General features: G+C 71.4%; 17 protein-coding genes. 12 read left to right on the forward strand and 5 right to left on the reverse strand.

Going from position 1 to position 18,939, the window contains the following annotated elements:
* Positions 1-97 precede the first annotated feature (97 nt).
* The 3 genes from OHT76_RS32100 to OHT76_RS32110 are packed head-to-tail and all read left to right on the forward strand — an operon-like array spanning position 98 to position 2,807.
* Entirely contained in the window at positions 98-1,663 is a 1,566-nt protein-coding gene (locus OHT76_RS32100) for an acyl-CoA carboxylase subunit beta (RefSeq protein ID WP_328874329.1), read from the forward strand.
* Entirely contained in the window at positions 1,660-1,881 is a 222-nt protein-coding gene (locus tag OHT76_RS32105; RefSeq protein ID WP_328874330.1) for an acyl-CoA carboxylase subunit epsilon, read from the forward strand. Before OHT76_RS32100 ends, OHT76_RS32105 begins: the two co-directional genes overlap by 4 nt.
* Entirely contained in the window at positions 1,878-2,807 is a 930-nt protein-coding gene (locus OHT76_RS32110; protein ID WP_328874331.1) for an MBL fold metallo-hydrolase, read from the forward strand. The genes OHT76_RS32105 and OHT76_RS32110 overlap by 4 nt, the downstream gene beginning before the upstream one ends.
* A 125-nt stretch (positions 2,808-2,932) precedes the next feature.
* Here OHT76_RS32110 and OHT76_RS32115 read toward each other — a convergent pair whose 3' ends face one another.
* Positions 2,933-5,905 carry an FAD-binding and (Fe-S)-binding domain-containing protein gene (locus OHT76_RS32115; RefSeq protein ID WP_328874332.1) on the reverse strand — a complete coding sequence of 991 codons (2,973 nt, stop codon included), beginning with the start codon at positions 5,903-5,905 and terminating at the stop codon, positions 2,933-2,935.
* Positions 5,906-5,964: 59 nt separating this feature from the next.
* Positions 5,965-6,456, reverse strand: coding sequence for a MarR family winged helix-turn-helix transcriptional regulator (locus tag OHT76_RS32120; RefSeq protein WP_328874333.1), 492 nt, complete (start codon positions 6,454-6,456; stop codon positions 5,965-5,967).
* Between the two features lie 115 nt (positions 6,457-6,571).
* Here OHT76_RS32120 and OHT76_RS32125 point away from each other — a divergent pair, with 115 nt between their 5' ends.
* The 5 genes from OHT76_RS32125 (at position 6,572) to OHT76_RS32145 (ending at position 10,159) form a co-directional block, all read left to right on the forward strand.
* Positions 6,572-7,087, forward strand: a complete 516-nt coding sequence (locus OHT76_RS32125; RefSeq protein WP_328874334.1) for a YceI family protein — start codon at positions 6,572-6,574, stop codon at positions 7,085-7,087.
* 103 nt (positions 7,088-7,190) lie between these two features.
* Positions 7,191-7,580, forward strand: a complete 390-nt coding sequence (locus OHT76_RS32130) for a cell division protein SepF (protein ID WP_328874335.1) — start codon at positions 7,191-7,193, stop codon at positions 7,578-7,580.
* Between the two features lie 325 nt (positions 7,581-7,905).
* Positions 7,906-9,198 carry an AAA family ATPase gene (locus tag OHT76_RS32135; protein ID WP_443049938.1) on the forward strand — a complete coding sequence of 431 codons (1,293 nt, stop codon included), beginning with the start codon at positions 7,906-7,908 and terminating at the stop codon, positions 9,196-9,198.
* Positions 9,195-9,521 (forward strand): nucleotide pyrophosphohydrolase, encoded by a 327-nt coding sequence (locus OHT76_RS32140; protein ID WP_328874336.1) that lies wholly within the window; start codon positions 9,195-9,197, stop codon positions 9,519-9,521. The genes OHT76_RS32135 and OHT76_RS32140 overlap by 4 nt, the downstream gene beginning before the upstream one ends.
* A 155-nt stretch (positions 9,522-9,676) precedes the next feature.
* Positions 9,677-10,159, forward strand: coding sequence for a DUF6099 family protein (locus tag OHT76_RS32145; protein ID WP_328876676.1), 483 nt, complete (start codon positions 9,677-9,679; stop codon positions 10,157-10,159).
* Positions 10,160-10,187: 28 nt separating this feature from the next.
* On the opposite strand, the gene OHT76_RS32150 is transcribed toward OHT76_RS32145, so the two are convergent.
* The gene (locus tag OHT76_RS32150) at positions 10,188-10,379 is read right to left on the reverse strand and encodes a hypothetical protein (RefSeq protein WP_328874337.1); all 192 of its coding nucleotides are present in this window, start codon (positions 10,377-10,379) and stop codon (positions 10,188-10,190) included.
* 243 nt (positions 10,380-10,622) lie between these two features.
* Here OHT76_RS32150 and OHT76_RS32155 point away from each other — a divergent pair, with 243 nt between their 5' ends.
* From OHT76_RS32155 to OHT76_RS32165, 3 genes are all read left to right on the forward strand, one after another.
* Positions 10,623-11,546 (forward strand): LLM class F420-dependent oxidoreductase, encoded by a 924-nt coding sequence (locus OHT76_RS32155; RefSeq protein WP_328874338.1) that lies wholly within the window; start codon positions 10,623-10,625, stop codon positions 11,544-11,546.
* Positions 11,547-11,689: 143 nt separating this feature from the next.
* Positions 11,690-13,150 carry a 3' terminal RNA ribose 2'-O-methyltransferase Hen1 gene (locus OHT76_RS32160; protein ID WP_328874339.1) on the forward strand — a complete coding sequence of 487 codons (1,461 nt, stop codon included), beginning with the start codon at positions 11,690-11,692 and terminating at the stop codon, positions 13,148-13,150.
* A complete protein-coding gene (locus OHT76_RS32165) occupies positions 13,147-15,684 on the forward strand; it encodes a polynucleotide kinase-phosphatase (RefSeq protein WP_328874340.1) in 2,538 nt (845 codons plus the stop codon). The genes OHT76_RS32160 and OHT76_RS32165 overlap by 4 nt, the downstream gene beginning before the upstream one ends.
* 13 nt (positions 15,685-15,697) lie before the next feature.
* Here the strand turns inward: OHT76_RS32165 and OHT76_RS32170 are convergent, their stop codons facing one another.
* Both OHT76_RS32170 and OHT76_RS32175 read right to left on the reverse strand, forming a co-directional pair.
* Positions 15,698-16,588: a hypothetical protein gene (locus OHT76_RS32170; protein WP_328874341.1), complete on the reverse strand. Its 891-nt coding sequence runs from the start codon at positions 16,586-16,588 to the stop codon at positions 15,698-15,700.
* On the reverse strand, positions 16,585-17,574 hold the full coding sequence (locus OHT76_RS32175) for an SPFH domain-containing protein (protein WP_328874342.1): 990 nt from the start codon (positions 17,572-17,574) through the stop codon (positions 16,585-16,587). The genes OHT76_RS32170 and OHT76_RS32175 overlap by 4 nt, the downstream gene beginning before the upstream one ends.
* A gap of 127 nt (positions 17,575-17,701) precedes the next feature.
* On the opposite strand from OHT76_RS32175, the gene OHT76_RS32180 reads away from it, so the two are divergent.
* Complete coding sequence (locus OHT76_RS32180; RefSeq protein WP_328874343.1) at positions 17,702-18,925, forward strand: arginine deiminase; 1,224 nt, start codon at positions 17,702-17,704, stop codon at positions 18,923-18,925.
* The last annotated feature ends 14 nt before the right edge of the window (positions 18,926-18,939 follow it).

An 18,939-nucleotide genomic window follows, 5' to 3' on the forward strand; every position in this document is an offset into this window, starting at 1 on the left:
CCGCTCCACCAGCCCTCCAGCTCAGCGACGCACTCTGTCGCCCACGCGTTCCGAGAACGGGCTGAACAAGCCTCTTGACGACCTGTGAGGAGCGTCAATGGACCGCTTTCCACCTCCACTCCGGGAACGAACGGCCGAACTCCACGAACTGCGCGAGTCGGTGCACCGCGGTCCCTCGGAGCGGGCGACCCAGGCACAGCACGCCAAGGGGAAGCTGACCGCACGCGAACGGATCGACCTGCTCTTCGACAAGGGCACGTTCACCGAGACCGAGGGACTGCGCCGGCACCGCGCGACCGGCTTCGGCCTGGAGGCCCGCCGCCCGCACACCGACGGTGTGATCACCGGCTGGGGCCGGGTGAACGGCCGTACCGCCTTCGTCTACGCCCATGACTTCCGTATCTTCGGCGGCGCCCTCGGCGAGGCGCACGCCCAGAAGATCCACAAGCTGATGGATCTGGCCACCGCGGCCGGGGCCCCTGTGATCGGCCTGTGCGACGGAGCCGGCGCCCGGATCCAGGAGGGCGTCACCGCGCTCGCCGGGTACGGCGGCATCTTCTCCCGCAATGTGCGCAACTCCGGGGTCATCCCGCAGATCAGCGTCATCATGGGCCCGTGCGCGGGCGGCGCCGCCTACTCGCCGGCGCTCACCGACTTCGTGTTCATGGTGCGCGGCACCTCGCAGATGTTCATCACCGGTCCCGATGTCGTCCAGGCGGTGACCGGCGAGGAGATCACCATGGACGGGCTCGGCGGCGCCGACCCGCACTCCACCTCCTCCGGCGTGGCCCACGCGGTCTTCGACGACGAGGAGGAGTGCCTGGAGAACGTCCGCTTCCTGCTCTCCCTGCTGCCCTCCAACAACCGCGAACTCGCCCCGTCCGTCGCGGAGTCCGACCCGGTCGACCGGCGCACCGAGGCGCTGCTGGACATGGTCCCGGCCGACCCGCGCTCCTCCTACGACGTCCGGGACGTCATCGAGGAGATCGTCGACGACGGCTTCCTCTTCGAGGTCCACGAGAACTGGGCGCGCAACGTGGTCTGCACGCTGGTCCGGATGGGCGGCGACGTCACCGGCATCATCGCCAACCAGCCGATGGTGCAGGCCGGTGCGCTCGACATCCAGGCCTCCGAGAAGGCGGCGCGGTTCGTGCGGTTCTGCGACTCCTTCAACATCCCCCTGGTCACGCTGGTGGACGTGCCGGGGTTCCTGCCCGGCGTGGACCAGGAGCACGGCGGCATCATCCGGCACGGGGCGAAGCTGCTGTACGCGTACTGCGACGCGACCGTCCCGCGGGTCCAGCTGATCATGCGCAAGGCGTACGGTGGCGCGTACATCGTCATGGACTCCCGCTCCATCGGCTGTGACGTCTCCTTCGCCTGGCCGGTCAACGAGATCGCGGTGATGGGCGCGGAGGGCGCGGCGAACGTCGTCTTCCGGCGCGAGATCGCGGCGTCGGACGATCCGCAGGCGACGCGCGAGCAACTGGTGAAGGAGTACCGCTCCGAGCTGATGCACCCGTACTACGCGGCCGAGCGAGGCCTCGTGGACGACGTCATCGACCCGTCGGAGACCCGGGCCCGGCTGATCGACGCGCTGCGCACCCTGCGCCGCAAGCACGCCGACCGCCCGTCCCGCAAGCACGGGAACCAGCCGCAGTGACCGAGGACCGGGTGATCCGAGTGCTACGAGGCGAACCGACACCTGAAGAACTCTCCGCCCTGCTCACGGTGTTGCTGGCGCTGTCCGGGCGCCGGGCGGAGTCGGCGGAGGTGGAAGGGCTGCCGGTCCAGCCGCCGGCGGTGGCCTGGACGCAGACCGGCGGAGGGGGGACGAGTTGGGCGGCGCCCGGGTACCCGGACTGGGCGGACGTGTCATGAGCGGACCCGCCACGAAACTGCGCACCGAGCTCACCGAGGTGGCCGACGGGGTCTATGCCCACCTCCAGCCCGACGGGGGCTGGTGTCTGAGCAACGCGGGTGTGGTCGCCGGTCCCGAGGGCCTGCTCCTCGTCGACACGGCGGCCACGGCGGCGCGGGCGGCGGCGCTGCGGGAGGCCGTGCAGGGGCTGGGCCGGGGTCCGGTCCGGGTCCTGGTCAACACCCACCACCACGGCGACCACACGCACGGCAACGGCGCGTTCGAGGGCGCGACGGTGGTGGCGCACGCCCGCACCAGGGCGGAGATGGCCCGCAACGGCCTGGCCCTCACGGGGGTCTGGCCGGATGTGGCGTGGGGGGAGCTGACGGTCCGGCTGCCGGACCTCACCTTCACGGACGAGCTGAGCCTCTACCAGGGCGACCGCGAGATCCGTCTGCTCCATCCGGGCCCGGCCCACACCAACGACGACGTGGTGGCCTGGCTCCCCGAGGACCGGGTCCTGTTCGCCGGGGACATCGCGATGGCGGGCAGCTCCCCGTTCGTCCTGATGGGCTCGGTCTCCGGCTCCCTGGCTGCCCTGTCGCGCCTGCGCGCGCTGAGGCCCCGCACGGTGGTCTGCGGCCACGGCCCGGTCCGCGGCCCGGAGGTCCTGGACGAGACGGAGGAGTACCTGCGCTGGATCCAGCGGGTGGCGGCGGAGGGCCGAGCCCAACGCCTGACCCCGCTGGTGGCGGCAAGGGAAGCGGGCAAGGGCGCCTTCAGCCACCTCACGGAATTCGAGCGCATCGTGGGCAACCTCCACCGCGCCTACGCCGAGTTGGACGAACGCGAGGCGATCGCCTCCGGCCGGACGGTGGATGTGGCGGAGGCGTTCGGGGAGATGGTGACGTACAACGGCGGCAGCCTGCCGACCTGCCACGCGTAATTTCAGCCCGTCCGGCGTTTGAGGACGAGGCCCGTTCAGGGCCGAAGCGGGGGTCTGGGGGCGCAGCCCCCAGGGACGGGATGGGTAGGGGCGGCGGGGGCGAGACTCCGGGACGGTACCCCGACCTACGGGGCCGTCCCGGCACGCGCCAGCAGCTCCGCCAGATGCACTGCCTCATGCCCACCCGAGTCCAACTCATGGATCTGCGTCCGGCAGCTGAACCCGTCCGCCAGTACCACCGTCTCCGCCGGCGCCTCCCGTAGCCGCGGCAACAGCACCCGCTCCGCACACGCCCGGCTCACCTCCAAATGCCCACGTTCGAAGCCGAAGTTGCCCGCAAGACCGCAGCACCCGGACTCCAGCCGCTCCACCGAGACCCCGGCCCGCCGCAGCAGCACACGGTCCGCGCCCCAGCCCAGTACCGCGTGCTGATGGCAATGCACCTGTGCGAGAGCCCCGTCGGCCCGAACCCTCGGCGGCGCGTACCCGGGCGAGTGCTCCGTCAGCAGCTCCGCCAGCGTCACCGTCTGCCGCCCCAACAGCCGTACATCCCGATCACCGGGGAGCAACTCGCCCGCGTCCGACCGGAACACCGCCGTACAGCTGGGTTCGAGGCCCACCACCAGACCGCCGTCCCGCAGATGCCCGGAGAGCCGCCGCACGGTCCTGGCCAGCGCCCGCTCCGCCATCCCGAGCTGACCCGTCGAGATCCAGGTCAGGCCACAGCACAGCGACCCGGACGGCAGCTCCACCCGCCATCCCGCCCGCTCCAGCACCTCGACCGCGGCCCGCCCCACCCGCGGATGGAAGAAGTTCGTGAAGGTGTCCGGCCACAGCAGCACCACCCCGTGCTCCCCGTCGCCGTACGGCTCGTGCCCGGCGAACCACCGCTGCAGCGACCGCCCGGCGAACAGCGGCAGCTCCCGGTCCGCCACCCCGGCCACCGCGCGCGCCGCGCCGGACAGCGGCGGGGTGTGGGTGACGGCATTGACCACCCGAGCCAGCCGCGCCCGCCCCACCGCCTGTGCCACCACCGGCAGCCACCCCATCGACCAGTCGGAGCGCGGCCTGCGCCACGGCCGCCCCGCATAGTGGTGCGCCAGGAACTCCGCCTTGTACGTGGCCATGTCCACATCCGCCGGACAGTCGGACTTGCACCCCTTGCAGGCGAGGCACAGATCGAGCGCCTCCCGCACCGCCTCGGACCGCCAGCCGTCCCGGATCGCACTGTCCCCGTGCCCGTCGAGCATCTCGAACAGCAGCCGCGCCCGCCCGCGTGTGGAGTGCTCCTCCTCCCACGTCACCTGGTACGAGGGACACATCACCGAACCACCCTCGGTGGACAGCTGCCGGCACTTGCCCACGCCCACACACCGGTTCGCGGCCTCGACGAAGGACCCGCCGTCGTCCGGGAACCGGAAATGCAGCCCGCGAGGATCCCGCGGCTTCCAGTCCCCGCCGAGCCGCAGCTTCTCGTCCAGCCGGTACGGCGCCACCACCTTCCCGGGGTTCATCCGGTCCGACGGATCGAAGACCGCCTTCAACCGCCCGAACGCCTCGACGAGTTCCGTGCCGAACATCCGCGGCAACAGCTCTCCTCGGCTCTGCCCGTCCCCGTGCTCCCCGGAGAACGACCCGCCGAACTCCACCACCAGATCGGCCGCCCGCTCCATGAACCTCCGGTACGCGGCGACCCCTTCGACGCTGTACAGATCGAAGGGGATCCGCGTGTGCACGCACCCGTGCCCGAAGTGGCCGTACAACGCGGGCCCGGTGTCGCTCAGAAACCCGAACTCCTCGAACAGCGCCCGCAGTCGGCGCAGATAGTCGCCGAGCCGCTCCGGCGGCACCGCCGAGTCCTCCCACCCCTCGAAGGTGTCCGGCCGACCCGGCACATGCGCGGTGGCACCGAGCCCGGCCTCCCGGACCTGCCACAACTGCTCCTCGTGCGCGGGGTCGTCGAGATAGGCGACCTCCGGATCGTGCTCGGACTCGTCGAGCGCGTCCAGCATCCGATGCGCCCCCTCGTCCGCATCCTCGGCCGTCTCGGCCCCGAACTGCACCATCAAGTAGGCGCGCCCGGCGGGCAGTTGGTCGATGGCCTCGGGATTGAGGTGCTTGAGCCGCTCGTCGTGCACCAGCCGTGAGTCGACACCTTCCAGCGCGATCGGCTCGTACGGCAGGATGTCCGGCACCGCGTCCGCGGCCGCCGCGATGACGTCGAACCCCAGCACCACCAGTGTCCGTTCCTTCACCACGGGCACGAGCTTCAGCTCCGCCCGCACCACCGTCACCAGCGTCGACTCGCTGCCCACCAGCAGCCCGGCGACATCGAAGCCGTACTCGGGCAGCAGCGAGTCGAGGTTGTAGCCGGAGACCCGACGCGGGATGTCGGGGTAGCGGCGGCGGATCTCGTCGGCGTAGGTGTCGCGCAGTGCCCTCAACTGCCGGTACACGGCAGCTCGTAGATCCCCGTGCCGCTCGATCTCGGCGTACTCCTCGTCATCCGTCGGCCCGCACCAGAACCGGGTGCTTTCGTAGAGGAGCACCTCCAGGCGGGCGATGTTGTCGACGACCTTGCCGTGCGCCTGAGCCGTGGCTCCGCAGGAGTTGTTGCCGATCATCCCGCCGATGGTGCAGTTGGCGTGGGTCGCGGGCTCGGGCCCGAAGCGCAGCCCGGTCGGCGCGAGTTGCTGGTTGAGCTCGTCGAGCACGATGCCGGGCTGCACGACACACGTCCGCCGCTCGGTGTCGACGGACTCCAGCCGGTGGCAGTACTTCGACCAGTCCAGGACGACGGCGGTGTTCGTGCACTGCCCGGCCAGACTCGTGCCCCCGCCCCGGGACAGCACCGGCGCCCCGTACTCCCGGGCGACGGCCACCGCCGTGACCGCCGCCTCCGGGTCACGCGGCCGCACCACCCCGATGGGTGTCTGGCGGAAGTTGGAGGCGTCGGTCGCGTACGCCGCCCGGCTCCCCGCGTCGAACCGCACCTCCCCGTCGACCCGCGCCCGCAGCGCCGCCTCCAGCGCCCCCGGGTCGACCGACGGCATACCCGGCCGCCGTACGACGGGACCCGGCAGATCCGCCGTGACCATGAAGCCTCCTCGGCACCGCCCCTCGGAACGGAATGCCGGGTACCCCGCGGGGTCGTGGCTCAGTCGTCGGCGAGATCGGGCAGCAGCCCGCTCAGCGCCTCGCGCTCGGCGGGGCCGAAGATCTGGGCGAGGGCCTCGGTGACGGTCCCGGCGAGCGGCGCCGAGGCCTGCGTCAGCAGGTCGCGGGCCTTGGTGGTGAGGGCGACCTCGACCCCGCGCTTGTCGCCGCAGACCGACTGCCGGGTGACGAGCCCGGCGTGCTGCAGACAGGCGATCTGGTACGTCAGCCGGGTCTTCGGGCGGCCCAGCAGCTCCGCGATCCGGCTCATCCGCAGGCCCTCGCGGGGCTGCTCGGCCAGCAGGCACAGGATCAGGAACTCGTCGTGGGAGACATCGAGCGTCTCCTTGACCACGGAGCGCAGCCGCTGCTCCACGGCGGCCGTCGCGGCCAGCATCCGCATCCAGGAGCGCAGCTCGGCCGGGAGCAGGCTGTCGCCGGATGCGGCGGGGCATCCGAGCTGGTCGGTGGGGGTCTCCTGCGGGTCGGCCATGACGTCGATTCTACCTGTTGTCCAATTTTGGACCAGGGGGTTGTTCAAATTTGGATCGTCGGCTAGCGTGAGGTCATCCAATTTTGGAGTACTTCTCACGCTCAGGAGAACGACCATGACCGTCGCCGTTGAGACCGGCCTGTGGCAGCTCGACCCCGCCGCCACCAAGGTGGCCCTCAAGCACCGCACGATGTGGGGTCTGGTCACCGTGAAGGGCGCCTTCGCGGGCGTCGCGGGCCAGGGCGAGGTACGGCCCGACGGGTCCGCCGTCGGCAGCGTCACCCTGGACGCGTCCTCCCTGGACACCAAGAACACCAAGCGCGACGAGCACCTGCGCTCCGCCGACTTCCTCGACGCCGCGAACCACCCCGAGCTCACCTTCGCGGTACGCGGCGCCGAACTGCGCGGCGGCGACACCGTGCATGTCGACGGCCAGCTCACCGTCCGCGGCATCAGCAGGCCGCAGACCGTGACCGCCCGCCTGGCCGGCAGTGACACCACGTCCGTCACGCTGGAGGCCGAATTCACCGTGGACCGCGGGCAGTTCGGCATGGGCTGGAACCAGCTCGGCATGATACGCGGCGTGGCCACGGTCACCGCGACCCTCCGCTTCATCCGCAAGGACGCCTGAGCCGTTCCCGGGGCGGCCCGTGTCGGTGTTGGGCCGAACGGGTGACTTGGCGTAAGAATTGGCTGGTGCAGGCATTGAGTACCAGTCAGTTCGGGGGGAGCCGGTGAATCGCTACGACGCCACCGATGAACAGTGGGAAGGGCTCGCCCAGGTGGTACCCCTGCGCGGCCGGGACGCATGGCCGTCGGCGGTGGACCACCGCTCGCTCCCCGAGGCGGAGACGGAGCGGCGCCGCCGCTTCGTCGTCCTGCGGGTCAACGTGTTCGGCGACGCCCGGGAAGTCGCCGAGACCCTGATGGCCGGCATCCCGGTCCTGCTCGACCTCACCGGCGCGGAGACCGAGGTCGCCAAGCGCGTCCTCGACTTCAGCACGGGTGTCGTCTTCGGCCTGTCCAGCGGCATGCACCGAGTCGACCGCAATGTGTTCCTGCTGACCCCGAACGGCACCGAGGTCAGCGGGATCATGGAGGGCGCGAAGGTGCCCGAGGCCTGAGACCTCGGGGGAGGTCCCCCGATCGTAGGAAGCTGCCGACGCCGGAACGGTTCGCCAACCATCGGAGTCCTACGGTCCGCATATGGCCGTGCCTTCCGCGTCCCCAAAGTCTCCCAGCGCACCCGAACCCTCGGCGCCACCGGAGTCCGGGTCTGTTACGTCCCCCCTGCCGCCCGCGCCCGCCGTGCGACCGGAGTCCCCGCGCGCGTCCGGGTCTTCTACGTCTGCCCTGGCGCCGGAGCCGTCCGCGCCCCCGGCACCTCGGGTCCCCGCGTCCGCCGTGCGACCGGAGTCTTCGTGCGCGTCCGGGTCTTCTACGTCTGCCCTGGCGCCGGAGCCGTCCGCGCCCGCCGTGCGACCGGCGTCCCCGCGCGCGTCCGGGTCCTCTACGTCCGCCGTGGCGCCGGACCCGCCCGCGCCCCCGGCGCCTCGCGTACCCGCGCCCGCCGCGCCACGCGAGTCCTCGCACGCGCCCGGCCCCTCCACCCCCGGCGGGCCCGGGCACCCCGGGCGGCCCCGCATCACGGAGTTGCGGCTTTCCGCCTTTGCCGGGCATCGGCGGGTCGGCGTGTCGCTCGGGGCGTTTACGGTGCTTGCCGGGCCCAGCGGGTCCGGGAAGACGAGTGCGCTGCGGGCGTACGAGGCGCTGGCTCGGCTCGGTGGGGGTGCCGAGCTGGCGGAGGTGTTCCCGGATCCTGTCGCCTGCGTTCCCGAGGGGGCCCGGCCCGATGCCCAGCGCCGTCGGGGCTTCCGGATCGGCTGTACCGCCGACGGTCCCGAGGGGCCGGTCCGGCTCGATGTCGCCGTACAGGCCGAGCCCGAACTGCGCATCGTGGGCGAGCGCCTGACCGCGGACGGGGTCACCCTGCTGGAGACCGCCCTGCGCGACCCCGGCCGGCGTGCCGTCCAGGCCGCCTGGCACACCGCCGGATCCGCGCCCGTCACCCGCGCCCCGCTCCCCGACGACCTTCTCGGCACCGCGCTGCTGCCCCTGCGCGTGGCCGGCAAGACGGACGGACAGCGTCGGGTTCTCGCCGCCGCCGAGCAGATGGTCGTCGCCCTGCGCTCGGTCTTCCCCTGCGATCCGCGCCCGGACTGGATGCGCGCCCCCGTCCCGACCGGCTCGGGACGGCTCCTCGGTGGCTGCGACAACCTCGCCGACGTCCTGTGGCGCACCCGGGTCGAATGCGCCCGCCGTCATCAGCAACTGGTCGCCGCGGTACGCGCCGGATGCTCCGGCCCCGTCAGCGACGTCCTGGCCGAACAGCTCGGCGACGGCACCGTCCGCGGCGTGCTGGACCGGGGCGACCGCACCCGCACGGACTTCGGCCGCCTCGGCGACGGCGAACTGCGCTATCTCGCGCTCGCCCTGGTCCTGCTCACCGGCCCCGGCGTACTGGAACTCGACGCCCCGGGCGAGGTACCCCCCGCCATGCAGACGCTCACCGTCCTGACGGACGGCCTCGAACGCGCCCTGGACCCACGACAGCGCACCGAACTGCTGCGGCTCGCGGCCCGTATGTGCGAGCGCGGCCACATCCGCCTCGTCGGCACGGTCAGCGACGCGACCTGGGCCGACGGGACGCCCGGAGTCACGGTGGTACACCTGAACCCGTGACAGAACCCCTCGACGTGGCAAAGCTCCAGCGCAGGCTGGCCGAGTTCGCCGTCGCCCGCAACTGGCAGCCGTACCACACCCCCAAGAACCTCGTCGCCGCGCTCAGCGTGGAGGCCTCCGAACTGGTCGAGATCTTCCAGTGGTTGACGCCCGAGGAGTCGGCCCGCGTGATGTCCGACCCCGACACCGCGCACCGCGTCACGGACGAAGTCGCCGACGTGCTGGCCTATCTGCTGCAACTGTGCGAGGTGCTCGGCATCGACCCCCTCGCGGCACTGGACGCGAAGATCGACCGGAACGAACGCCGATTCCCGGCTCCGTAACTCTCCGTGTCTATTCAGCTGCCCGAAACCGATTTGTTGTCCACAGATTTCCGTCTTCCTCTGGCTTTTCGTCTCAGGCACCCTCACTCTGGGTAGTGGACAAGGGAGTTCGGGTGGACGCGCACGGGCGCGTCGGGAGCAGACGGGGGCAGCGCATGGACGCGGTGCGGCTCATCGTGACGAGCAGGCGTGCCCTCGCGGGAAGCGACCGTGCGCCGGAGATCATGACCGAGGTGTGGCAGGCGCAGGCGCTGGCCCAGGCGATAGGCAGCCGGCTCGCGGTCTTCGGCCCACCCGAACTGCGCGGCGAGGCACTGGGGTTGACCGAACTCGCGGGCCGGGGCTGCGGGGTGCTGGACACCCCCTTGCTCGACACCAAGGATCTGCGCGCGGCCCAGCTCAGCGAACTGGGCGACGCCCGCCAGGCGTTGATGTACCTGGGCGGACTGCTCGGCGAGGTGGGTATCGCCCTCGTCGGCGTGGCGAGCGCGGCGGACGACGAGGGCACGTACTGGCAGTGCATGGAGGCCATCGACGCGGCCGACGAGTCCCGCGACCGCGTCCTGGAGATGCTCCGCAGACTCGCGGACCGGGACAGAGACCAGTTGTTACGGCAGGAGGAGAGAGAAGCGGGCTGAGAGCGGCTCGGTCCGAGACCGGACAAGCTCAGCTCATCCGGTCGCCGTCCTCCACCACCCCCGCACCCCGCCCCGGCCCCCCGGCCGACTGCAGATCCGCATCCAGCGCGGACAGATCCGCGTTCAACGCCGCCATCAGCTCCTCCATCTGCTGCAGCAAGCCCTTCGGTTGACCGGCGACACCCCCGCCGCCCTGCTGCGGCACGGATTCTTCGGACATGACGGCCTCCTAGGCCCCCGGCCCCAGGTTTCGGAGGCCGACACAGGTGACACTCCGGCGGCGAGCAGGCCGGTGCGGGAGCCGGGCGGTCCGGCTCCGCCCGAGCCAACGATCACCGCCGAACCGGGTCACTGGCCCGGGCCCGCCCCCGGCACCCCGCCCGCGTTTTTCACCCGACCGTGGCGGAGTGGGGCCGGTGGGACCGATGGGGTTGACCACCATTTGACCGTGCAGGATGGAGGTATGGATCTTCGCATCTTCACCGAGCCCCAGCAGGGGGCCACCTACGACACCTTGCTCACCGTGGCGAAGGCCACCGAAGACCTGGGATTTGATGCCTTTTTCCGGTCTGATCACTATTTGAGCATGGGCTCCGTGGACGGCCTCCCCGGTCCCACCGACGCCTGGATCACCCTCGCCGGACTCGCTCGCGAGACCAAGCGCATCCGCCTCGGCACCCTCATGACCGCGGGCACCTTCCGCCTGCCCGGCGTGCTCGCCATCCAGGTCGCGCAGGTCGACCAGATGTCCGGCGGCCGGATCGAACTCGGCCTGGGCGCGGGCTGGTTCGAGGAGGAGCACAAGGCGTACGGCATCCCCTTCCCGAAGGAGAAGTTCGCGCGTCTGGAGGAACAGCTCGCCATCGTCACCGGCCTGTGGGCCACGGACATCGGCAAGACCTTCGACTTCCACGGCACCTACTACGACCTCACCGACTCGCCCGCGCTGCCCAAGCCCGCGCAGCCGAAGATCCCGGTGCTCATCGGCGGCCACGGCGCCAGCCGCACCCCGCGGCTCGCGGGCCAGTACGCCGATGAGTTCAATATGCCCTTCGGCAGCATCGAGGACAGCGTGCGCCAGTTCGGCCGGGTCCGGGCCGCCGCCCAGGCGGCAGGCCGCGGCGCCGACGCGCTGACGTACTCCAACACCCTGGTCGTCTGCGTCGGCAAGGACGACGCGGAGGTCGCCCGCCGGGCCGCCGCCATCGGCCGCGAGGTGGACGAGCTCAAGACCAACGGCCTGGCCGGCTCCCCGGCCGAGGTCGTCGACAAGATCGGCCGCTACGCCGAGACCGGCTCCCGCCGGATCTACCTCCAGCTCCTCGACCTCTCCGACCTCGACCACCTGGAGCTCATCTCCTCCCAGGTGCAGTCGCAGCTGTCCTAGAACCGTAGGAATAAACAAAGGCGCCGGTCGCGCCCCCTGTGCGATGGTGTGAGCGTCGTCCTGAAGGCCCCCAGGATCACCCTCCTGGGGGCCTTCGCGCGTATGGCGGCACACCTGTCCATCGAGCCTCAAAGGCCCTGCCCATGTTCCTGACGATCAGTACCACCGGCACCCCGGAACGCCCCGCCACCGACCTCGGCTTCCTGCTGCACAAGCATCCCGAGAAGGCGCAGACGTTCTCCACGTCCTACGGCACGGCCCATGTCCTCTACCCCGAGGCGGACGCCGAGCGCTGCACGGCGGCGCTGTTGCTTGAGGTCGATGCGGTGGCACTGGTCCGGCGCGGCAAGGGCAAGGGGCGCGGCGGCGCCCCCGACGCGGCGCTCGCGCAGTACGTCAACGACCGCCCGTACGCCGCCTCGTCCCTGCTCGCGGTGGCGCTGAGCGCGGTGTTCTCCAGTGCGATGAAGGGCACCTGCACGGCCAAGCCGGACCTGCCGGGACAGGCCCGCCCGCTGCGCATCGAGGTCCCCGCGCTGCCCGCCCGCGGTGGCCCCGAGCTCGTACGGCGTCTCTTCGAGCCGCTCGGCTGGGCGGTGACCGTCGAACCGGTGGCCCTCGACGAGCAGTTCCCGCAGTGGGGCGATTCGCGCTACGTCCGTCTCGTCCTCGAATCCGAGGCGCTCACCCTCGCCGAGGCGCTGCGTCATCTGTATGTCCTGCTGCCCGTCCTGGACGACGCCAAGCACTACTGGGTCGCCCCCGACGAGGTCGACAAGCTGCTGCGTGCCGGTGAGGGCTGGCTGTCGGACCACTCCGAGCAGAAGCTGATCACCAGCCGCTATCTGTCCCGCCGTTGGTCGTTGACCCGTCAGGCCATGGAGCGGCTCGAGCTGGTGCGGCTCGCCGAGGCCGACGACAGCGAGGTCGAGGACATCGACAACGCCGTCGAGGCCGAGGCCGAGGAGGAAGAGCGCCCCACGCCGCTCGCCGTGCAGCGCCGGGACGCGATCCTCGCCGCGCTGCGGGAGTCCGGTGCCGCCCGGGTCCTCGATCTCGGCTGCGGCCAGGGCCAGTTGGTGCAGGCGCTGCTCAAGGATGTGCGCTTCACCGAGATCGTCGGCACCGACGTCTCGATGCGGGCGCTCACCATCGCCTCCCGCCGGCTCAAGCTGGACCGCATGGGCGAGCGACAGGCGTCCCGGGTGAAGCTCTTCCAGGGCTCGCTCGCCTACACCGACAATCGCCTCAAGGGGTACGACGCCGCCGTGCTCAGCGAGGTCATCGAGCACCTCGACCTGCCGCGGCTGCCCGCCCTGGAGTACGCGGTGTTCGGCGCCGCCCGCCCGCGGACGGTCCTGGTGACCACGCCGAACGTCGAGTACAACGTCCGCTGGGAGTCCCTCCCGGCCGGGCACGTCCGGCACGGCGACCACCGCTTCGAGTGGACCCGCGAGGAGTTCCGCGGCTGGGCGGAGGCGGTGGCCGAACGGCACGGGTACGGCGTGGAGTTCGTCCCCGTGGGACCCGACGACCCCGAGGTCGGGCCGCCCACCCAGATGGCTGTGTTCAAGCGTGACGACAAGGAGGCGAAGGCCGCATGACCGAGAACCAGGGGCGCACCCTGCCCGTCACCGACCTCTCCCTCGTGGTGCTCATCGGCGCCTCCGGCTCCGGCAAGTCCACGTTCGCGCGCAAGAACTTCAAGCCCACCGAGGTGATCTCCTCCGACTTCTGCCGCGGCCTGGTCGCCGACGACGAGAACGACCAGAGCGCCTCGCGCGACGCCTTCGACGTCCTGCACTACATCGCGGGCAAGCGCCTCGCGGCCGGTCGACGCACCGTCGTCGACGCCACCAGCGTCCAGCAGGACTCCCGGCGTCAACTGGTCGAGCTGGCCAGGCAGTACGACGTCCTGCCGATAGCCATCGTGCTGGACGTACCGGAGGAGGTATGCGCCGAGCGCAACGCGACCCGCACCGACCGCGCCGACATGCCCCGCCGGGTGATCCAGCGGCACATCCGCGAACTGAGGCGGTCCATCAGGCACTTGGAGCGCGAGGGCTTCCGCAAGGTGCACATCCTGCGCGGAGTCGAGGAGGCCGAGCGCGCGACCGTCGTCACCGAGAAGCGGTTCAACGACCTGACCCACCTCACCGGCCCCTTCGACATCATCGGCGACATCCACGGCTGCGCCGCCGAACTGGAGTCGCTGCTGGGCAAGTTGGGCTACGTGGACGGCGTCCACCCGGACGGCCGCACCGCCGTCTTCGTCGGCGACCTCGTCGACCGCGGCCCGGACAGCCCGGGCGTGCTGCGCCGGGTGATGTCGATGGTGAAGTCGGGGCAGGCGCTGTGCGTGCCGGGCAACCACGAGAACAAGTACGGCCGCCACCTCAAGGGCCGCAAGGTCCAGCACACCCACGGCCTCGCCGAGACCATCGAGCAGATGGAGGGCGAGAGCGATGAGTTCCGCGCGGAAGTACGGGAGTTCATCGACGGCCTGGTGAGCCACTACGTCCTCGACGGCGGCCGACTGGTCGTCTGCCACGCCGGTCTGCCGGAGAAGTACCACGGCCGCACCTCGGGGCGGGTCCGCTCGCACGCACTGTACGGCGACACCACCGGGGAGACCGATGAGTTCGGCCTGCCGGTGCGCTACCCGTGGGCCGAGGACTACCGGGGCCGCGCGGCAGTGGTCTACGGCCACACTCCCGTCCCGGAGGCCACATGGCTGAACAACACCATCTGCCTGGACACCGGTGCCGTCTTCGGCGGCAAGCTCACCGCGCTGCGCTGGCCGGAGCGGGAACTGGTCGACGTACCCGCCGAGCGGGTCTGGTACGAACCGGCCAAGCCGCTGCGGACCGAGGCACCGGGCGGGCACGACGGACGGCCGCTCGATCTCGACGACGTGCACGGCCGCAGGGTCGTGGAGACACGGCACACGGGCCGGGTGGCGGTGCGCGAGGAGAACGCCGCCGCCGCGCTCGAGGTCATGAGCCGCTTCGCCGTCGACCCGCGGCTGCTGCCGTACCTCCCGCCGACGATGGCGCCGACGGCGACCAGCCAGGTCGAGGGCTATCTGGAGCACCCGGAGGAGGCCTTCGCGCAGTACGCGGCGGACGGGGTCGCGCGGGTCGTGTGCGAGGAGAAGCACATGGGCTCGCGGGCCGTGGCGCTGGTGTGCCGGGACGCGGAGGTCGCGCAGAAGCGCTTCGGCGTGACCGGCCCGACCGGATCGCTCTACACCCGCACCGGACGCCCCTTCTTCGACGACGAGTCGGTGACGGAGACGATCCTGGAGCGGGTCCGGGCCGCCGCGACCGAGGCCGGGCTGTGGGAGCAACTCGACACGGACTGGCTGCTGTTGGACGCCGAGCTCATGCCGTGGTCGCTGAAGGCGTCCGGGCTGCTGCGCTCGCAGTACGCGGCGGTGGGCGCCGCCTCCGGGGCGGTGTTCCCGGGCGCGCTGGCCGCGCTTGAGGGCGCAGCGGCGCGCGGAGTCGACGTATCTGATCTGCTGACCCGGCAGCGCGAACGGGCCGCGGACGCCTCGGCGTTCACCGAGGCCTACCGACGCTACTGCTGGACCACCGAGGGCCTGGACGGCGTCCGCCTGGCACCGTTCCAGATCCTGGCGGTCCAGGGCCGCAGCCTGGCGGGCCTCCCGCACGACGAGCAACTCGCCCTGCTGGACCGGCTGGTGGAACACGACGGCACGGGACTGCTCCAGACGACCCGGCGCCTGTACGTCGACACCGCGGACCCGGAGTCGGTGCGGGCAGGCGTCGACTGGTGGCTGGAGATGACCGGGCGCGGCGGCGAGGGCATGGTCGTCAAGCCGCTCGGCGCGCTGGTGCGCAGCACGGAGGGCCGCCTGGTGCAGCCCGGCATCAAGTGCCGCGGCCGCGAGTACCTGCGGATCATCTACGGCCCCGAGTACACCCGCCCGGACAACCTCACCCGGCTGCGCCGGCGCTTCCTCAACCACAAGCGCTCGCTCGCGATCCGCGAGTACGCGCTCGGCCTGGAGGCGCTGGACCGACTGGCCGAGGGCGAGCCGCTGTGGCGGGTGCACGAGGCGGTGTTCGGAGTACTGGCCCTGGAGTCGGAGCCGGTCGACCCGCGGCTGTGACTCAGGGCCTGCCCTACCCCGCGAGCCGCAGCCGCTCCCGGCACACGCCGACCTGTACCGACTGTCCCCAGGTCAGTTCCAGGGCGTCGGTTTCCATGCCGTCCCCGAAGGCGACCAGGCGTTCGGATTCGACGGTGAGGGTCAGCCTGGCCGGGGCGGCCAGCTCCCCGGCCACCAGGGAGGCCCCGGTGGCCGGGGACGGCCAGGCCTCGCGGACGAACCAGAGCAGCCGTTCCTCCGCCGGGGAGGGCAGCCGCAGCCGCGCTCCCCGGTCCTGCCACACCGACCGGAGCCAGCCGGTCGCCCCGGTCCCGGTGCCGATCAGCACCCCGGAGGAGGCCTGGGCCTCGACGACACCCCCGTCGTCCTCGAGGCCCAGGCGGTATCGGGCCGTCTGGTGTCCGGCGGCGCCCAGATAGATCTCGTTCAGCGCGACCAGCCGCTGGGTGTCGTCGGCGACGGCCTCGACCATGGTGAGTTCGTCCGCGGCGGTGCCTGCGGATGCCAGCAGTTTCGCCGCGTCCGCCGGCCGGTGCCGTACCAGGACACCAGGGTTGCGGCCCGGGTCGGTGTCGATGCCGATCACCGGCTGCCCCGACAGATACTTGGCGACGTTCGCCACCAGACCGTCCTGTCCGACCACGACCACCACGTCCTGCGGCGCGAACAGGAAGCGGTCCAAGTCGGACCGCTCGACCCGCGCCTGACGCCAGGTCAGCGGAATCGCCGAGACCACCTCGGCCAGCGCCCGCCGCGTGCGCCGGTGCCGGTCCGCGATCTCCTCGATGTCCCGGCCCCGGGAGCGCAGGAAGTAGGCGGCCTGGCCGTGCGTGCCGTGCCGGGCCACCAACTCCTCGTACTCCGTGGTCCGATGGACGAGCACGGCCCGCGGGGCGAGACTCACGCCCGCTCCCCGTCGCCGAGCCGGGCGAGCAGTCCGGTGAGCACGTCCGGCGAGATGGTGACGCTGTCGACGCGGGGCAGGTTCTCGGCGAGCCGGGTCCCGGTGAGCGCGTGCAGGACGGCGACGTCCACATCGGCGTGCACCCGCAGCCAGGCGGCCTGCGCCTGAGCCTTCGCGTCGCCGACCTCCCGCACCCCCTCGGCCTCCGCCCGGGCCAGCCGTACGGAACGAGCCGCCTCCGCCTCGGCCCGTACCGCATCGGCCGCCGCGTGCTCCTCCGCCTCACGGCGGGCGTTCGTGCCCCGCTGCTCGACCAACTGCTCCTCGCGGCGGGCGAGTTCGATCTGGCTGGCCAGTTCGTTCTCGGCGATCGTGCGCTCCCGCTCGACGGCCACCGCCCGCCGCTCGTAGGTGGCCCGGTCGGCCTCCTGCTGGATCACTTCCCGGGCCGGGGTCCGCAGCGCCCGCTCCACCTCCGGCTCGGGCCGCAGCGCCACCACGCGTACGGCCACGATCTCGATGCCGGTGGCGGGGAGTCGGGGCTCGGCGGCCAGACCGGCGGCGACCCGCTCGCGTACCGCGCTCACCCCGTCCACCAGCGCCGATGCCAGCGGCGTACGGGCCAGCACGTCCAGGGCGTGCTGCTGGGCCGTGCCGAGCTGTTCCAGCGGTGTTCCGCGCCAGGCCCCGGTGTCGGGGTCGATCGAGAAGTCCAGGCGGGCCGCGGCGACGGCCGGGTCGCTGATCCGGTAGGTGACCGTCGCCTGTACCGCCACGTCCTGGAAGTCGGCCGTACGGGCATGGAAGGTCATCGCCAACTCCCGGTCGTCGACCGGCACTTCGGACAGCGCCGCGCTGAGCGCCCGGAACCAGAAGCTGATCCCCGCCCCGTCGTGGGCCGGCCGGCCGGACCGGTGGTGCCGGATGTGCGCCGTAGGAGCCCCGCGCAGATGGCGCCAGCCGAGGCGCCGGGTGATGTCGGCCATGAGCGACCCCCTCGCTGATTTTCGTCAACAGGACGATAAGTGGTGAGCCTGTTTATCGTCAAGAGGACGAGAATCGGAAGTGGTCAAGAAGGGGGTGAATAACGTCCCCGATGGTCAGGATGGAGTCATGGGATTCCATGTCGACTCCGAGGCCGGGCGGCTCAGCCGCGTCATCCTGCACCGGCCGGATCTCGAGCTCAAAAGGCTCACCCCCAGCAACAAGGACGCGCTGCTCTTCGACGATGTGCTCTGGGTGCGCCGGGCGCGCGCCGAACACGACGGCTTCGCCGACGTCCTGCGCGACCGAGGGGTCACCGTCCACCTCTTCGGCGACCTGCTCACCGAGGCCCTGGAGATCCCGGCGGCCCGCACCCTCGTCCTGGACCGCGTCTTCGACGAGAAGGAGTACGGCGTCCTCGCCACCGACCATCTGCGCGCCGCCTTCGAGAACCTGCCCGCACCCGAGCTGGCCGAGGCCCTGGTCGGCGGCATGACCAAGCGCGAGTTCCTGGATGCCCACCCGGAGCCGACCTCCGTGCGCTTCCACGTCATGGAGCTCGACGACTTCCTGCTCGCGCCGCTGCCCAACCACCTCTTCACCCGCGACACCTCCGCCTGGATCTACGACGGCGTCTCCGTCAACGCCATGCGCTGGCCGGCCCGTCAGCGCGAGACCGTGCACTTCGAGGCGATCTACCGGCACCACCCGCTGTTCCGTGACGAGACGTTCCACGTCTGGTCCGAGGGGCAGGCCGACTACCCGTCCACCATCGAGGGCGGCGACGTCCTGGTGATCGGCAATGGCGCCGTATTGATCGGCATGAGCGAGAGAACCACGCCCCAGGCCGTCGAGATGCTGGCGTACAAGCTGTTCGCTGCGGGCTCGGCCCAGTCGATCGTGGCCCTCGACATGCCCAAGCGGCGCGCCTTCATGCACCTCGACACTGTGATGACGATGGTCGACGCCGACATCTTCACCCAGTACGCCGGGCTCGGCATGCTCCGCTCGTACACCATCGAGCCGGGCGTCGACGGCAAGGAGCTGAAGGTCACCGACCATCCGCCGGAGCATATGCACCGCGCCATCGCCGCCGCTCTCGGGCTGAGTGAGATCCGCGTCCTGACCGCGACACAGGACGTGCATGCGGCCGAGCGGGAGCAGTGGGACGACGGCTGCAATGTCCTCGCGGTCGAGCCGGGTGTCGTCGTGGCCTATGAGCGGAACTCCACCACCAACACCCACCTGCGCAAACAGGGCATCGAGGTCATCGAGATCCCGGGCAGTGAGCTGGGCCGGGGGAGGGGCGGACCGCGCTGTATGAGCTGCCCGGTCGAGCGCGGGCCCGTATAGGCCGCCTATGGTGG

This window comes from Streptomyces sp. NBC_00287, from assembly GCF_036173105.1.
Lineage (GTDB): Bacteria > Actinomycetota > Actinomycetes > Streptomycetales > Streptomycetaceae > Streptomyces.

Coding starts and splice junctions, on each gene's coding strand:
- OHT76_RS32100 (WP_328874329.1), top strand. CDS start 98: ATGGACCGCTTTCCACCTCCACTCCGGGAACGAACGGCCGAACTCCAC.
- OHT76_RS32110 (WP_328874331.1), top strand. CDS start 1,878: ATGAGCGGACCCGCCACGAAACTGCGCACCGAGCTCACCGAGGTGGCC.
- OHT76_RS32115 (WP_328874332.1), bottom strand. CDS start 5,905: ATGGTCACGGCGGATCTGCCGGGTCCCGTCGTACGGCGGCCGGGTATG.
- OHT76_RS32120 (WP_328874333.1), bottom strand. CDS start 6,456: ATGGCCGACCCGCAGGAGACCCCCACCGACCAGCTCGGATGCCCCGCC.
- OHT76_RS32125 (WP_328874334.1), top strand. CDS start 6,572: ATGACCGTCGCCGTTGAGACCGGCCTGTGGCAGCTCGACCCCGCCGCC.
- OHT76_RS32145 (WP_328876676.1), top strand. CDS start 9,677: ATGGACGCGGTGCGGCTCATCGTGACGAGCAGGCGTGCCCTCGCGGGA.
- OHT76_RS32150 (WP_328874337.1), bottom strand. CDS start 10,379: ATGTCCGAAGAATCCGTGCCGCAGCAGGGCGGCGGGGGTGTCGCCGGT.
- OHT76_RS32155 (WP_328874338.1), top strand. CDS start 10,623: ATGGATCTTCGCATCTTCACCGAGCCCCAGCAGGGGGCCACCTACGAC.
- OHT76_RS32160 (WP_328874339.1), top strand. CDS start 11,690: ATGTTCCTGACGATCAGTACCACCGGCACCCCGGAACGCCCCGCCACC.
- OHT76_RS32165 (WP_328874340.1), top strand. CDS start 13,147: ATGACCGAGAACCAGGGGCGCACCCTGCCCGTCACCGACCTCTCCCTC.
- OHT76_RS32175 (WP_328874342.1), bottom strand. CDS start 17,574: ATGGCCGACATCACCCGGCGCCTCGGCTGGCGCCATCTGCGCGGGGCT.
- OHT76_RS32180 (WP_328874343.1), top strand. CDS start 17,702: ATGGGATTCCATGTCGACTCCGAGGCCGGGCGGCTCAGCCGCGTCATC.